Source organism: Citrobacter sp. Colony219, assembly GCF_019382635.1.
Classification (GTDB): domain Bacteria; phylum Pseudomonadota; class Gammaproteobacteria; order Enterobacterales; family Enterobacteriaceae; genus Citrobacter; species Citrobacter youngae.
This window is the reverse complement of record NZ_CP080033.1, coordinates 594,673-608,150: the sequence shown is the minus strand read 5'-3', so window position 1 is coordinate 608,150 and position 13,478 is coordinate 594,673. Positions and strand designations below refer to the sequence as shown.

16 protein-coding genes are annotated in these 13,478 nt (G+C 51.2%); 13 read left to right on the top strand and 3 right to left on the bottom strand.

Annotated features, from left to right (window positions below):
• Nucleotides 1-202 precede the first annotated feature (202 nt).
• From JTI85_RS02740 to JTI85_RS02720, 5 genes are all read left to right on the top strand, one after another.
• On the top strand, nucleotides 203-1,789 hold the full coding sequence (locus JTI85_RS02740; protein WP_219352082.1) for a PTS sugar transporter: 1,587 nt from the start codon (nucleotides 203-205) through the stop codon (nucleotides 1,787-1,789).
• Between the two features lie 27 nt (nucleotides 1,790-1,816).
• On the top strand, nucleotides 1,817-2,656 hold the full coding sequence (locus tag JTI85_RS02735; protein ID WP_044702272.1) for a histidine biosynthesis protein: 840 nt from the start codon (nucleotides 1,817-1,819) through the stop codon (nucleotides 2,654-2,656).
• A gap of 17 nt (nucleotides 2,657-2,673) precedes the next feature.
• On the top strand, nucleotides 2,674-3,537 hold the full coding sequence (locus JTI85_RS02730) for a Cof-type HAD-IIB family hydrolase (RefSeq protein WP_115644074.1): 864 nt from the start codon (nucleotides 2,674-2,676) through the stop codon (nucleotides 3,535-3,537).
• Nucleotides 3,524-4,282 (top strand): DeoR/GlpR family DNA-binding transcription regulator, encoded by a 759-nt coding sequence (locus JTI85_RS02725; protein WP_115644076.1) that lies wholly within the window; start codon nucleotides 3,524-3,526, stop codon nucleotides 4,280-4,282. Before JTI85_RS02730 ends, JTI85_RS02725 begins: the two co-directional genes overlap by 14 nt.
• A gap of 62 nt (nucleotides 4,283-4,344) precedes the next feature.
• Complete coding sequence (locus JTI85_RS02720; RefSeq protein WP_003031655.1) at nucleotides 4,345-4,617, top strand: DUF3811 domain-containing protein; 273 nt, start codon at nucleotides 4,345-4,347, stop codon at nucleotides 4,615-4,617.
• On the opposite strand, the gene rluF is transcribed toward JTI85_RS02720, so the two are convergent.
• Nucleotides 4,614-5,495, bottom strand: a complete 882-nt coding sequence (gene rluF / locus JTI85_RS02715; RefSeq protein ID WP_032948298.1) for a 23S rRNA pseudouridine(2604) synthase RluF — start codon at nucleotides 5,493-5,495, stop codon at nucleotides 4,614-4,616. The two genes, JTI85_RS02720 and rluF, sit on opposite strands and share 4 nt — an antisense overlap.
• Before the next feature lie 469 nt (nucleotides 5,496-5,964).
• Here rluF and JTI85_RS02710 point away from each other — a divergent pair, with 469 nt between their 5' ends.
• The 8 genes from JTI85_RS02710 to JTI85_RS02675 all read left to right on the top strand — a co-directional run bounded on the left by JTI85_RS02710 (nucleotide 5,965) and on the right by JTI85_RS02675 (nucleotide 12,511).
• Nucleotides 5,965-6,918 carry a sugar-binding transcriptional regulator gene (locus JTI85_RS02710; RefSeq protein ID WP_219352080.1) on the top strand — a complete coding sequence of 318 codons (954 nt, stop codon included), beginning with the start codon at nucleotides 5,965-5,967 and terminating at the stop codon, nucleotides 6,916-6,918.
• A gap of 70 nt (nucleotides 6,919-6,988) precedes the next feature.
• Nucleotides 6,989-7,795, top strand: a complete 807-nt coding sequence (locus JTI85_RS02705) for an SDR family oxidoreductase (RefSeq protein WP_219352078.1) — start codon at nucleotides 6,989-6,991, stop codon at nucleotides 7,793-7,795.
• 9 nt (nucleotides 7,796-7,804) lie between these two features.
• Nucleotides 7,805-8,212 (top strand): mannose/fructose/sorbose PTS transporter subunit IIA, encoded by a 408-nt coding sequence (locus JTI85_RS02700; protein ID WP_219352076.1) that lies wholly within the window; start codon nucleotides 7,805-7,807, stop codon nucleotides 8,210-8,212.
• Complete coding sequence (locus tag JTI85_RS02695) at nucleotides 8,212-8,706, top strand: mannose/fructose/sorbose PTS transporter subunit IIB (protein WP_048213952.1); 495 nt, start codon at nucleotides 8,212-8,214, stop codon at nucleotides 8,704-8,706. Before JTI85_RS02700 ends, JTI85_RS02695 begins: the two co-directional genes overlap by 1 nt.
• A 65-nt stretch (nucleotides 8,707-8,771) precedes the next feature.
• Complete coding sequence (locus JTI85_RS02690; protein ID WP_044715019.1) at nucleotides 8,772-9,569, top strand: PTS mannose/fructose/sorbose transporter subunit IIC; 798 nt, start codon at nucleotides 8,772-8,774, stop codon at nucleotides 9,567-9,569.
• An 11-nt stretch (nucleotides 9,570-9,580) separates the two neighbouring features.
• Nucleotides 9,581-10,405, top strand: a complete 825-nt coding sequence (locus JTI85_RS02685) for a PTS system mannose/fructose/sorbose family transporter subunit IID (protein WP_003031641.1) — start codon at nucleotides 9,581-9,583, stop codon at nucleotides 10,403-10,405.
• A 68-nt stretch (nucleotides 10,406-10,473) separates the two neighbouring features.
• Nucleotides 10,474-11,697 (top strand): L-sorbose 1-phosphate reductase, encoded by a 1,224-nt coding sequence (sorE, locus tag JTI85_RS02680; protein WP_219352074.1) that lies wholly within the window; start codon nucleotides 10,474-10,476, stop codon nucleotides 11,695-11,697.
• A gap of 1 nt (nucleotide 11,698) precedes the next feature.
• Nucleotides 11,699-12,511, top strand: a complete 813-nt coding sequence (locus tag JTI85_RS02675) for a shikimate 5-dehydrogenase (protein WP_219352073.1) — start codon at nucleotides 11,699-11,701, stop codon at nucleotides 12,509-12,511.
• 33 nt (nucleotides 12,512-12,544) lie between these two features.
• Here the strand turns inward: JTI85_RS02675 and JTI85_RS02670 are convergent, their stop codons facing one another.
• Complete coding sequence (locus JTI85_RS02670; protein ID WP_219352071.1) at nucleotides 12,545-12,862, bottom strand: CcdB family protein; 318 nt, start codon at nucleotides 12,860-12,862, stop codon at nucleotides 12,545-12,547.
• Nucleotides 12,862-13,155 (bottom strand): type II toxin-antitoxin system CcdA family antitoxin, encoded by a 294-nt coding sequence (locus JTI85_RS02665; RefSeq protein ID WP_003844689.1) that lies wholly within the window; start codon nucleotides 13,153-13,155, stop codon nucleotides 12,862-12,864. Before JTI85_RS02665 ends, JTI85_RS02670 begins: the two co-directional genes overlap by 1 nt.
• Nucleotides 13,156-13,478: the final 323 nt, after the last annotated feature.

Here is a 13,478-nt window from a genome sequence, read left to right as displayed (position 1 = left end):
CCTTTGAACTCCATCACAAAACAACAAACATCCACACAAAACAAAATCTTAATTTATTCTTTTTATTTCAAGCAATTAATAAACAAACCCCATACAAATGGCAATTTACCTCGCTAATTTAATGTTGATTTGTTTTGTTTTAGTTGGAATTATGATTCCACTACAACACAAATAACCCCTTTACCCTATCTTTGAGGCCGCTATGAAAAAAATTGCGATTATTGGAAGCAGTGGAGGCAACCTCTACAACCTGGGTGGCGCAGAGCCAGAGAAGCTACTCCAGGAAATTTATCAGCAGTGCGAAGCCGCAGGTGTGGAAGTTGCCGCCGTGCAGTTTATCGCGGCGGAAGCCTCGATGGATGTTGCCAAACCCCACACAGCGGCATCCGTGTTTGCATTAACCAAAGAAAACCAACAAAAACCACAACGGATATTTCAGGGAAAACTTTCAGAGGTGAACGCTTCGGTGATTGAAAGCGATCGCCAGATTGCCGGGATGATCCGTAGCGGCACGATCGACGGGATCGTCGTGATGAGCGCCGATCCGGGAAAAGCGAACCACGAGGTCTTCACCGCTGCCGTTGAAATGAAAACACCGATCGTTGGCACCGGCGGAACGTCAATGGCGCTGGTGGCCGCAAAAGGGGCAAATATTGTCGCGACCTCGGGTACGACCGGTACCACCAGCCGCACCCGCGCAGTCTCCTTCGTGGCGTCTCTGTGTAAACACTGGGGCATTAAGTACAAGCCGCAGCTGGGTAGCGCTTCACCCTCCCAGGGTGGCTCCGGAAAGAGCCTGCTCAAACGCTTTAACATTCGCAGCATTATGATCCCTGCGCTGCCTGGCTTTATCGCGATGGCAATTGTTCTCGCCCTGAGCCACATCCCGGGTCTGGAAAAACTTAACGATATTTTTGAAATCCTGCTGAAAGGCCTGCCGGTATTGGTTGCCGTGCTGGCGGCAAAACAGATTTCTGAGCTGGATGAAGTCTCAATCGTTGCCGGGGTCGTCGCCGGGGTGCTGTCCGTTGAAGGGGGGCTGATCGGCGGGATTATCGGCGGCTTGATGGCCGGGATTTTCGTTCGTTGGCTGTTTGAACTGTGCCTGAACTGGCGCTTTCCGATGACCACCGTCAACATCGTCGCCGGTGGGATTTCAGGTCTTGCCGCCGGGTTGATCATGCACTATCTGCTGAGTCCGCTGGCGCTGTCGGCAGGTAATTACATCAAACTGGCTATCGAAAGCACTCTGGCTTTCAGTCCTGTTCTTGCCGGACTGCTGGCGGGGTTGGTTATCTGGCCAGCCATCCTGGGCGGGGTCTACCACGCGGTCATTCTGCCGCTGGTTCTGCTGGAGATGGAAAAATCCGGCGTAAGCTTCCTCGGCGCAGTCGATATGGTGGGTCTGGTGATGGTTGCCGCAGGGATTAACCTTGCCAACGTTATCGCCCCTCGCGAAAAAAGTGAAGCCGCCGTCGCCACACCGGGGCTGCTTATTAACCTGGGTTTCGGAACCTTCGTGGAATCTGCCTATCCCTTCATGTTCGCCAACAAAATTGTCTTTGGCTCCGCCATTTTCTGGGCCGGAATGGGCGGCATGATGCTGGGCTTCTTTAACGTTAAAGGCGTGGCTTATGTTCCCGCTTTTGCCTCGCCGTTCTTGTCCAGCAATGCGCTTCAGATGGCTATCGTGATGATCACAACAATGGCGATGACCTGTATTACCACCATTATTGCTAACCGTTTTAAGGCTGTCGTACAGAGCGAACCTGCAGCGTCAGCCCGTTAATTAATGCACCAACACCAGAGGTACACCATGTTTAAAGGCGATATGAATAAAAAACGCGCCAAAGCGTTACAGAAAGTGAAAGATGCCATTGCGCTCCACGGCGGACAAACCATCCTCAGTACGGGGATCACTGGCGACGATGCGCGTCTGGCGAAAGCGGTGTGTGAGGCAGGCGTTAAGCTGCTGGAACCAAACCACCCGGCACTGGCGCTGGCGCGTGGACACAAAGGCGTGAGCAATATGCATGCAGCAGAGCAGATCCGCCATGAAATCACCAACGGGCAAATGGCTGAAGCGGTACACGGCGTGCGTAACGTGGTTCCTGACGATATTTTCATTACCGTGGGTATTGCGGGAGGTTTTACCGAAACCTTGCCCGTGCCGCTCAGTGACACTGAGATTCTGGAGATTGCCCGTGCCGGAGCCGATGGTTTGCACACGCATAAATCCGACTGGGACGATCTGCAGGATATCGTTAATCTCGCCCATCAATATGGTCTGACCGTTGACGCCTATATTGGTCACCCGGACGATCTGCATACTTTCGGTATTCCTGCGCGTACGCCGGAAGAGGTTTCCAGCGTGGCGAAGCGGATGCAGGAAATTGGCGTCGATATGATCGGCCTGATGACCGGTATGAGCTATGAAGGCGTAGCCGCAGGCGACATTCCACAGGCCATTAAAGAAAGGCTGCGAGCGCTGGTTGGCGCGGTTGATGTACCAACGCTGGCAGAAGGCGGTATTAACCTCGCCAACGCCAAAGCGTTTAAAGATACCGGGGTCAATATTCTGGTCGTCGGTACGGCAATCGACAATATGGTCTGCAACGCCGCCAAAGAGGCCGTCACACCGTTTATTGCTCAGTAAACTCAGAGGAAAGAGAAATGTTGCTGGTGACCGATCTGGATGGAACGTTACTGACATCGCAGAAAACAATCAGCCCGCGCACGCGTCAGGCGCTGATTGAGTTCCGCCAGCGTGGCGGTCTGCTGGCAGCCTGTTCCGCCAGGCCGGTCTCCTCTATGGTGCGCCTGTTACAACAGCAACAGGTAGATAAATTGTTTGCCTGGTGCGCCGGTTTTAATGGCGGGCAAATTCTGGAGATGACGTCGCAGCATATTATTCATACTGCGACACTCTCTTGCATGGATCTCCGGGAGATTGACCGATCTATTTCTCTTTCCTGCTACCCCCATCATTTTTTTAGCGCCGATGCTATTTATCATCGTGATGACCGACTCGTAGCACCATGGACGACTTATGAGGCCAACTTATTTGAGCTACCCTTTATTTCGGCAACGCCTGAATATATTTTTAATCAGCATGACATTTATAAGATCACATTAGTGGCAGAACAATCAAAAATAAATGCATTATGTACGGCAATGATTAATGAATTGCCCTGTGGTTATATGGCGACAATCACCGGGGGGAATTATATTGACATCCAACGAACTGAAATAAACAAAGGCTATGCTATAAACATGTTAAGGCAACAGCTAAATATAGCGACCGAACAGGTTACGGCGATTGGCGATCAGCAGAACGATATCAGTATGTTTACCGCTGCGAACATCGGTATCGCCATGGGCAATGCGCCTGATGCAGTAAAACAACACGCCAGCTATGTGACGGCCTCTAATGATGATGAAGGTATTGTCTGTGCGCTGGAGTGGTTGCGTTGCTTTGCGCATCCAGTTACCATGCGCCAAAGCACGACATTGGCGGAAAATAATGAACCCGATTAAAAGAAGAAAACATATTCTTGATGAATTAAATAAGTTCGGTGAAGTCACAGTCATCAAATTATCGGAAACGCTAAAAGTTACATCAGAGACCATTCGCCGTGACCTCTCGATACTGGAGTCCGAAGGACAAATTACCAAAATCCATGGCGGGGCTGTCAAAAAACAGGTCGTTCAGGAAGATGAGTTCGGCGCGCGGATTGATATACACCGTGATGAAAAAATGGCAATTGGTAAAATTGCCGCCACGATGGTTAGCGAACGCGATACGCTGTTTATTGACTCCTGTACGACTAACTTAATTCTTGCTGAACTATTACCCCCACTCGCTTATTCTGTTATTACCAACTCAGCGTTAATTGCGGATAAAATTAAAGAGCATAATCTTCAGGCCCGCGTTTACGTCTTAGGCGGTGAATATGACTACCATTTTCGCGCCAATCTCGGTGTCTCGGTTTGTCAGCAAATTAACGCCATTCACGCCGATATCTGCTTCATTGGCGCAGGTGGAATTTCGCCTCAGCATGGAGTGCTGGTAAAAAGTTTTGATGAGGCGTACGTGGCGAAGTCCATGATTGCCATGAGTAAAAAAGCGGTAATTCTCGCCGACCATACCAAATTTGGTCAGGATGGGGTGATGTGTATCGCCACGTTAAAAGAAATCGATAGCATCATCACGGATAAAGGATTCAAAACAACGGGTTATACCCAGCAGGACTTTAGCGGAAAATTGCGTATTGCCTATTGAGCGCTATCAGCCTGGCCAGGATTACCGTACACTGAGACTATCGGCTAACAGAGGGCACCCGTATGGCACTCCCCCGCATTACCCAAAAAGAGATGACCGAGCGCGAACAGCGTGAACTGAAAACGCTGCTTGACCGCGCGCGCATTGCGCATGGTCGACTGCTGACCAACGCTGAGACCAACAGCATCAAGAAAGAGTACATCGATAAACTGATGGCCTTGCGCGAAGCCGAAGCTAAAAAAGCCCGCCAGTTGAAGAAAAAGCAGGCTTATAAACCGGATTCAGAGGCGTCATTTTCCTGGTCGGCGAATACGCCAACGCGCGGCAGACGTTAACGTCCTTTCTTCTTACGCCCCGGCGAGGTAAAACGCTTCCCGTTTGCCGCCGGGCGCGATTTCTCTTTCTCCGCCGATTTTTCGATTTTCACTACCGGGCGCTTGATGCCTGCGGTGGCGGCTTTTGGCTTCGCTTTCGCCTTCGGTTTAGCTTCTGATGATGAATTCTCAATCAGCTTGAACAGATCGATCAGTTCGTCATCCGTCAGGTCACGCCATTCTCCCAGCGGCAGGCCGGACAAACTCACGTTCATGATGCGTGTGCGCTCAAGCTTCGTCACTTCATAACCAAAGTGCTCACACATACGGCGGATCTGGCGGTTCAGCCCCTGAATCAGCGTGATGCGAAACACAAACGGCGCTTCTTTCTTGACCTTACATTTCTTGGTAACGGTGCCGAGGATTGGCACACCGGCTCCCATCCCACGAATAAAGTCGTCGGTTACGGGCTTATCGACCGTCACCAGATACTCTTTTTCGTGATCGTTACCAGCGCGCAGGATTTTATTCACCAGGTCGCCGTGGTTAGTCAGAAAGATCAGTCCCTGGGAATCTTTGTCCAGACGACCGATGGGGAACACGCGCTTGCTGTGATTCACGAAATCAACAATGTTGTCGCGTTCGCTGTCTTCGGTGGTGCTGACAATTCCTACCGGCTTGTTCAGCGCGATAAAAACCAGATCCTCCGCTTCACGCGGCTCAATCAACCGACCATTCACTTTTACGACGTCGCCAGGCATCACCTGATCGCCAATGGTGGCGCGTTTACCATTCAGGAAGACATTCCCTTGTTCGATAAAGCGATCCGCCTCGCGACGCGAGCAGATTCCGCTTTCACTGATGTATTTATTTAATCGGATAGATGAGTCGGGCAGCATAATTTCTCCTGTATACACTTCATCCTTCAAGCCGTCTCTGCGTTGGCTGCCCTCACTCACCCTGGTCACATAGTTATCTATACTCCCAGGAATTCGTTCCCTTGCCGCCTTGATACAACTTGAATGCTTTTGTGTATTAAAAGCGAAATATACCCTACCTTGCGGACGATAAAAAATAATCGTGTTCGACTGCCCACGCGCTATTTGTGATCCGTCACACCTTTTGACACAAAAGTGTCAGCGATCCATCCCTGCAATTTTGTTGGGTGAAAACAAGCAGAATCAATACATTAGAGAGATAAGCACATCTGTGCCAACAACACGCCATCACCACATCAAATGTGCAACACAATCGGTCATTACAGGGCGCTGAAATAAGTGAAAATAGCTTTGAGATGGAGAACAGTTGGGGTTATATCAGATCAAGAAGACAATTTCGTGATTTGCACAAATGTGCAGGAGTCCAAAAATGGCGACGGAAAACAGCGATGATATCCGCCTGATCGTAAAGATAGCGCAGCTGTATTACGAACAGGATATGACACAAGCGCAAATCGCCCGCGAGCTGGGTATTTACCGCACCACGATCAGCCGTTTGCTAAAACGTGGACGCGAGCAGGGTATCGTCACCATCGCCATTAATTACGACTACAACGAAAATCTGTGGCTGGAACAGCAGCTAAAACAGAAATTTGGCCTGAAAGAGGCGGTGGTGGTCTCATGCGACAGCGAACAGGAAGACGAACAACTCGCGATGATGGGTGTGCACGGCGCACAGTTGCTGGAACGCTTACTGGAACCCGGCGACATTATTGGGTTCTCATGGGGCCGCGCGGTGCGGGGACTTGTTGAAGGATTATCCCCTGCCAGTCAGTCACGTCAGCTGATCTGCGTGCCGATTATTGGCGGGCCATCCGGCAAGCTTGAAAGCCGCTACCACGTTAATACGCTGACCTACGGCGCAGCGGCAAAGCTCAAGGGGGAATCGCATCTGGCCGATTTCCCGGCGCTGCTGGAGAACCCGCTCATTCGCAATGGCATTATGCAGTCCCAACATTTCAAATCGATTTCCGCTTATTGGGATAATCTGGACATCGCGCTGGTCGGGATTGGATCTCCGGCAATACGTGATGGCGCCAACTGGCACGCCTTTTACGGCAGCGAAGAGAGCGATGACCTGCATGCCCGTCAGGTAGCCGGAGACATTTGCTCGCGCTTTTACAATATCAACGGCGTGACGGTAGAAACCAATATGAGTGAAAAAACACTTTCCATTGAAACCAATAAATTAAAGCAGGCGCGCTACTCAATTGGCATTGCAATGGGTGAAGAGAAATACAGTGGAATTTTGGGCGCATTGCGTGGCAATTATATTAACGGTTTAGTGACTAACAGCCATACCGCTGAATTATTGTTGAAGTAAATATATTCGAATGGGTCCTGACATAATTAATTTTATGTGGACTCCCCTTATCTGAAATTGGGAGTTAATTATGCAAACGTGGTTAAATCTGCAGGGTAAAGTCATTATTGTTACCGGCGGCGCATCCGGAATTGGGCTGGCGATTGTTGAAGAGTTATTGGCACAGGGCGCGAATGTGCAAATGGCGGATATTCACGGTGGTGACGGTAAATATGAAGGCCATAGTGGATATCATTTCTGGCCAACGGATATTTCCAGCGCCAAAGAGGTTAATCATACTGTTGCTGAAATTATCCACCGCCATGGGCGTATTGATGGTTTGGTGAATAACGCAGGCGTTAATTTCCCGCGATTGTTGGTCGATGAAAAAGCACCCGCCGGGCAATATGAACTCAACGAAGCCGCTTTTGAAAAAATGGTGAATATCAACCAGAAAGGTGTGTTCTTAATGTCACAAGCCGTAGCACGCCAAATGGTAAAACAGCGTAACGGCGTGATTGTGAATGTCTCTTCAGAAAGCGGACTGGAAGGCTCAGAAGGCCAAAGTTGCTATGCCGCCACCAAGGCCGCACTGAATAGCTTTACCCGTTCCTGGTCGAAAGAGCTGGGAAAACACGGCATTCGTGTGGTGGGCATTGCACCTGGCATTCTGGAAAAAACCGGTCTGCGCACTCCCGAGTATGAAGAAGCGCTGGCCTGGACTCGCAACATCACCGTCGAACAGCTGCGCGAGGGCTACACCAGGAACGCAATCCCAATTGGTCGCTCAGGGCGCTTAAGCGAAGTCGCTGATTTTGTTTGTTATCTTTTGTCTGATCGTGCCAGTTACATAACCGGAGTAACCACTAACATTGCGGGCGGTAAAACGCGCGGCTAAGGAGGTTTTATGGTCAATGCAATCTTCTGCGCCCACGGCAATCTGGCCTGCGCCATGCTGGAATCGGTACAGATGGTCTACGGCGAGGCCAACGTTGAAGCCGTGGCATTTGTCCCCGGAGAGAACGCCAGCGACATCGTGGAAAAGCTGAAAAAGTTAGTAAGTATTCACACCGGAGATGAATGGCTGATTGCCGTCGATTTGCAGTGTGGCAGTCCCTGGAATGCCGCCGCGACGCTGGCGATGCACAATCCGGCGATACGGGTCATCAGCGGGTTATCACTGCCGTTGGCGCTGGAGCTGGTAGACAACCAAAGCAGTATGAATGTGGATGAACTGTGTGAACACCTGACGACCATTGCTCAACAAACCTGTGTCGTCTGGAAACATCTGGAAACGGCCGAAGAGGATTTCTGATGAACATTACCCTTGCTCGTATTGATGACCGCCTGATCCACGGTCAGGTCACCACCGTCTGGTCGAAGGTGGCGAATGCACAACGGATTATTATCTGTAATGACGACGTTTATAACGATGAAGTACGTCGCACATTATTGCGTCAGGCCGCCCCGCCGGGAATGAAAGTGAACGTCGTTAATATCGAAAAAGCAGTCGCGGTTTACCATAATCCGCAATATCAGAACGAAACCGTTTTTTATCTTTTTACTCGTCCGCAAGATGCATTAGCAATGGTAAAACAAGGGGTAAAAATCGCCACGTTAAATATTGGCGGCATGGCCTGGCGACCCGGTAAAAAACAATTAACCAAAGCGGTCTCATTAGATGATGACGATATTCATGCTTTTCATGAGTTAGCTAAATTAGGCGTTACGCTGGATTTGCGCGTCGTCGCATCAGACCCATCAGTTAATATCCTTGAGAAAATAAAAGAACAATCGCTCGCTGAATAAATAAAAACGCCTGTGTATTTATGCTGTAACAGGCAGGGATGATCACATTCACAAGGTGACATATTATGGAAATAAGTACCCTACAGATTATAGCCATATTTCTATTCTCCTGTATTGCCGGAATGGGCAGCGTGCTGGATGAGTTCCAGACCCACCGCCCGCTCATCGCCTGTACCGTCATCGGCCTGATCCTCGGTGATTTAAAAACCGGGATTATGCTCGGCGGCACGCTGGAGTTAATCGCTCTGGGTTGGATGAACGTTGGCGCTGCACAGTCTCCCGATTCGGCACTCGCCAGTATTATCTCCGCCATTCTGGTGATTGTCGGGCAACAGAGTATCGCCACCGGGATCGCCATCGCTCTGCCAGTCGCGGCAGCAGGCCAGGTACTGACGGTATTCGCCCGTACCATCACCGTTGTGTTCCAGCACGCGGCGGATAAAGCCGCCGAAGACGCCCGCTTTCGTACCATCGACATGCTGCACGTTTCCGCCCTCGGCGTGCAGGCGCTGCGCGTTGCCATTCCTGCATTAATCGTCTCGCTGTTTGTCAGCGCCGATATGGTCAGCAATATGCTCAACGCCATTCCGGAATTCGTCACCCGCGGATTGCAGATTGCCGGTGGCTTTATCGTAGTCGTCGGTTACGCCATGGTACTGCGCATGATGGGCGTGAAGTACCTGATGCCCTTCTTCTTCCTCGGGTTTATCGCTGGGGGTTATCTCGATTTGAGCCTGCTGGCTTTCGGTGGGGTTGGCGTGATTATCGCGCTGGTCTACATCCAGTTGAACCCACAGTGGCGTAAGACTGAACCGCAGGCGCAAGCCCCCTCTTCTCAAGCTCTTGATCAGCTTGAAGACTAACGGAGCCCATCATGGAACAGAAAAAACTGACCAAATCCGACCTGTTTAGCATGTTTGTTCGCTCCAACCTGCAACAGGCGTCATTCAACTTCGAACGCATTCATGGGCTGGGCTTTTGCTACGACATGATCCCCGCCATCAAGCGCTTGTATCCACTGAAAGAGGATCAGGTTGCCGCACTCAAACGCCACCTGGTGTTCTTCAATACCACCCCTGCCGTTTGCGGCCCAGTGATTGGCGTCACCGCCGCAATGGAGGAAGCACGCGCCAACGGTGCGGAAATTGACGATGGCGCAATCAACGGCATCAAAGTCGGCCTGATGGGTCCGCTGGCAGGCGTCGGCGATCCGCTGGTATGGGGAACGCTGCGCCCGATTACCGCCGCGCTCGGCGCATCGCTGGCGCTGTCCGGTAACATTCTCGGCCCGCTATTGTTCTTCTTTATTTTCAATGCAGTACGTCTGGCAATGAAGTGGTACGGCTTACAGCTTGGCTTTCGTAAAGGGGTCAACATCGTCAGCGACATGGGCGGCAACCTGCTGCAGAAACTGACCGAAGGCGCATCGATTCTCGGCCTGTTTGTGATGGGAGTATTGGTCACCAAATGGACCAGCATCAACGTGCCGCTGGTGGTATCGCAAACGCCTGGCGCAGACGGCACCACCGTCACCATGACCGTGCAGAACATTCTCGACCAACTCTGCCCCGGCCTGCTGGCGTTGGGTCTGACGCTGCTGATGGTGCGTCTGCTCAACAAGAAAATTAATCCGGTATGGCTAATCTTCGCCCTGTTTGCGCTGGGAATTATCGGTAACGCACTGGGCTTCCTGTCCTGATTTTTTCGCCCCGGCAATGCCGGGGCAACTTCAACAAATAGTCCTCGAAAGAGGAAGAGGTGGTAACAATGCAAACAACAACAGCTTTACGTCTTTATGGTAAACGCGATCTGCGCCTGGAAACCTTCGACCTTCCTGAAATGCAGGACGATGAAATTCTGGCCTCAGTCGTAACCGACAGCCTGTGCCTTTCTTCCTGGAAAGAGGCTAGCCAGGGCGAGAACCACAAAAAGGTGCCGGACGATGTGGCCACCAACCCGATCATCATCGGTCATGAGTTTTGCGGCGACATTATTGCCGTAGGCAAAAAATGGCAGCATAAGTTTCAACCCGGCCAGCGCTATGTCATTCAGGCTAACCTGCAACTGCCGGATCGCCCGGACTGCCCGGGATACTCCTTCCCGTGGGTGGGCGGTGAAGCCACCCACGTCGTTATTCCCAATGAGGTGATGGAGCAGGACTGCCTGCTGGCCTACGAAGGCGAAACCTATTTTGAAGGTTCGCTGGTTGAGCCGCTGTCCTGCGTGATTGGCGCATTCAACGCCAACTATCACCTGCAGGAAGGCTCTTATAACCATAAGATGGGCATTCGTCCGCAGGGACGTACACTGATACTCGGCGGCACCGGGCCGATGGGACTACTGGCGATCGACTATGCACTGCATGGCCCGGTTAACCCGGCGCTGCTGGTGGTAACCGACACCAATAACGACAAGTTGAGCTACGCCCGCAAGCACTATCCATCAGAACCACAAACGTTGATCCATTATCTCCACGCCCAGGATGCGAGTTATGACACCTTAATGGCGCTGAGCGGCGGGCACGGGTTTGATGACATCTTTGTGTTTGTGCCCAACGAACAGCTGGTTACGCTGGCCTCTTCCCTGCTGGCTGCCGATGGTTGCATGAACTTCTTTGCTGGTCCGCAGGATAAGCAATTTAGCGCGCCGATTAACTTCTACGACGTACACTACGCCTTCACCCATTATGTTGGGACGTCTGGCGGCAATACCGACGACATGCGCGCGGCGGTTAAACTTATCGAAGAGAAGAAAGTTCAGGCGGCAAAAGTGGTGACGCACATTCTGGGGCTGAATGCGGCAGGTGAAACCACGCTGGAACTGCCAACAGTCGGCGGCGGGAAAAAACTGGTTTACACCGGCAAAGCCTTACCATTAACCGCGCTCACCCAGATTGATGATCCAGCCTTGCGCGATATTCTGGAGCGTCATCAGGGGGTCTGGTCGCAGGAAGCCGAACAGTACATATTGTCTCACGCCGAGGAAATTTAACATGATTAACCGCGACACCCAGTTGTGCATGTCGCTTGCCGGTCGCCCTGGCAACTTTGGCACTCGCTTTCACAACTATCTGTATGAAAAGTTAGGGTTGAATTTTATCTACAAAGCCTTTACCACGCAGGATATTGAGGCCGCAGTGAAAGGCGTTCGCGCACTCGGAATTCGCGGCTGTGCGGTCTCTATGCCGTTCAAAGAGAGCTGCATGTCGTTTCTGGATGCCATCGATCCTTCCGCAAGCGTCATTGATTCCGTCAATACCATCGTCAATGACAACGGTACGCTGACAGGATTTAACACCGACTATATTGCGGTAAAAAGTCTGATTGCCAGCCACCAGCTCAATAGCAGCGCACGCGTGATGATTCGCGGCAGCGGTGGAATGGGTAAAGCGGTTATCGCCGCGTTTCGCGATGCGGGGTTTACGGATGTAATCATTGCCGCGCGCAATCGCGAGAGCGGCCCGACGCTGGCGAAGCAGTATGGGTTTCAGTGGCAGCCCCAGTCGGAAGGGATTGCCTGCGATATTCTGGTCAACGTGACGCCCGTCGGCATGGCTGGCGGTAAAGAGAGCGATGAACTGGCCTACAGCGAAGCGATGGTCGCTGCCGCCAGCGTAGTGTTTGACGTCGTCGCCCTACCGCCGGAAACACCGGTGATTAAGCTGGCACAGCAGTTGGGTAAAAAGACCATCAGCGGTGCAGAGGTGATTGCCTTACAGGCTGTAGAGCAGTTCGCCATGTATACCGGCGTACGCCCGGATGACGCATTGATTGCCGAAGCGGCAGAATTTGCGCGGGCGGGGTAAAGAAGCAGGAACAGAGCGCCAGGGATGGGCGCTCTAATAGCCATTAATCAGAAAATCAATCGCATCCCGAAGTTCTGCCCTGTTTGCGGTCAGATCTCCCACAAAGTTACCCACATTCTTCACAGGTATGCCTGTCATCATGTACGTCATCACCACATAGGCTTGCCCACCAATGCTAACAACCGGGCAAATTTTAGCTGGCGGAACTTCGTTGGGAAACTGGCTTAGCGCAATAACGGGTGCGACCAGTACATGCTGCAAAACAGCGGCCACCGGATGCTGTAAGCTAATTAAAAACGGAAAAACGCTTTTTCCACTTCCTGTATTCTCATAAGCGCAATACTGCTCCATCAGAATGTCCTTTGAAAATCACTGAACGAACCGTTTTCTTCCACCCATTGATTTAATGCTTCTATCGATTTTTTATTATCCCGCAACCATTCTTCGCGTTTGTTCTCGCGAAATTTTTCGATCAGGGCTTCGGTTAAAACCGCTGACAGATTGATTTTAAGCTTGCGCGCCTCTTCCAGTATCTCTGGAGCCAGAGAGACATTGACTGATTTTTTTACCTTAGACACAGTGCGCATGATAACCCCCATAGCAGTGCGCATGACATGCCTAAGATTAGCGTAATAAGCGAGCATTTCCTATTCCCCGACCAGCAAATCATCATGTCACACTAAGGTGGTTGCACAGGCCTGTCACGCCCCGAAGAAGATGTCTGCGAGGCGCTTTCCTGTTTACGCCCACCAGCATTTCCTCTTACCTCCCAGTTTTTTATTCTCTACTTTCAACTTGTCAATTCACAATGTAGTTTATAAAATACATGGAACGTAATCATGGAAATTCTTCAGACCACGGTTTTCCAACGCTGGGAACAGAATCTGCGAGATCGCAGGGCCAAAACGCTCATTGCCGCACGACTTTTTCGACTGGCGAATGGTTTAGCTGGCGATGTTAAACCTAT

Coding starts and splice junctions, on each gene's coding strand:
- JTI85_RS02675 (WP_219352073.1), top strand. CDS start 11,699: ATGATTAACCGCGACACCCAGTTGTGCATGTCGCTTGCCGGTCGCCCT.
- sorE (WP_219352074.1), top strand. CDS start 10,474: ATGCAAACAACAACAGCTTTACGTCTTTATGGTAAACGCGATCTGCGC.
- JTI85_RS02725 (WP_115644076.1), top strand. CDS start 3,524: ATGAACCCGATTAAAAGAAGAAAACATATTCTTGATGAATTAAATAAG.
- JTI85_RS02735 (WP_044702272.1), top strand. CDS start 1,817: ATGTTTAAAGGCGATATGAATAAAAAACGCGCCAAAGCGTTACAGAAA.
- JTI85_RS02730 (WP_115644074.1), top strand. CDS start 2,674: ATGTTGCTGGTGACCGATCTGGATGGAACGTTACTGACATCGCAGAAA.
- rluF (WP_032948298.1), bottom strand. CDS start 5,495: ATGCTGCCCGACTCATCTATCCGATTAAATAAATACATCAGTGAAAGC.
- JTI85_RS02720 (WP_003031655.1), top strand. CDS start 4,345: ATGGCACTCCCCCGCATTACCCAAAAAGAGATGACCGAGCGCGAACAG.
- JTI85_RS02700 (WP_219352076.1), top strand. CDS start 7,805: ATGGTCAATGCAATCTTCTGCGCCCACGGCAATCTGGCCTGCGCCATG.
- JTI85_RS02685 (WP_003031641.1), top strand. CDS start 9,581: ATGGAACAGAAAAAACTGACCAAATCCGACCTGTTTAGCATGTTTGTT.
- JTI85_RS02690 (WP_044715019.1), top strand. CDS start 8,772: ATGGAAATAAGTACCCTACAGATTATAGCCATATTTCTATTCTCCTGT.
- JTI85_RS02670 (WP_219352071.1), bottom strand. CDS start 12,862: ATGGAGCAGTATTGCGCTTATGAGAATACAGGAAGTGGAAAAAGCGTT.
- JTI85_RS02695 (WP_048213952.1), top strand. CDS start 8,212: ATGAACATTACCCTTGCTCGTATTGATGACCGCCTGATCCACGGTCAG.
- JTI85_RS02710 (WP_219352080.1), top strand. CDS start 5,965: ATGGCGACGGAAAACAGCGATGATATCCGCCTGATCGTAAAGATAGCG.
- JTI85_RS02665 (WP_003844689.1), bottom strand. CDS start 13,155: ATGCTCGCTTATTACGCTAATCTTAGGCATGTCATGCGCACTGCTATG.
- JTI85_RS02740 (WP_219352082.1), top strand. CDS start 203: ATGAAAAAAATTGCGATTATTGGAAGCAGTGGAGGCAACCTCTACAAC.
- JTI85_RS02705 (WP_219352078.1), top strand. CDS start 6,989: ATGCAAACGTGGTTAAATCTGCAGGGTAAAGTCATTATTGTTACCGGC.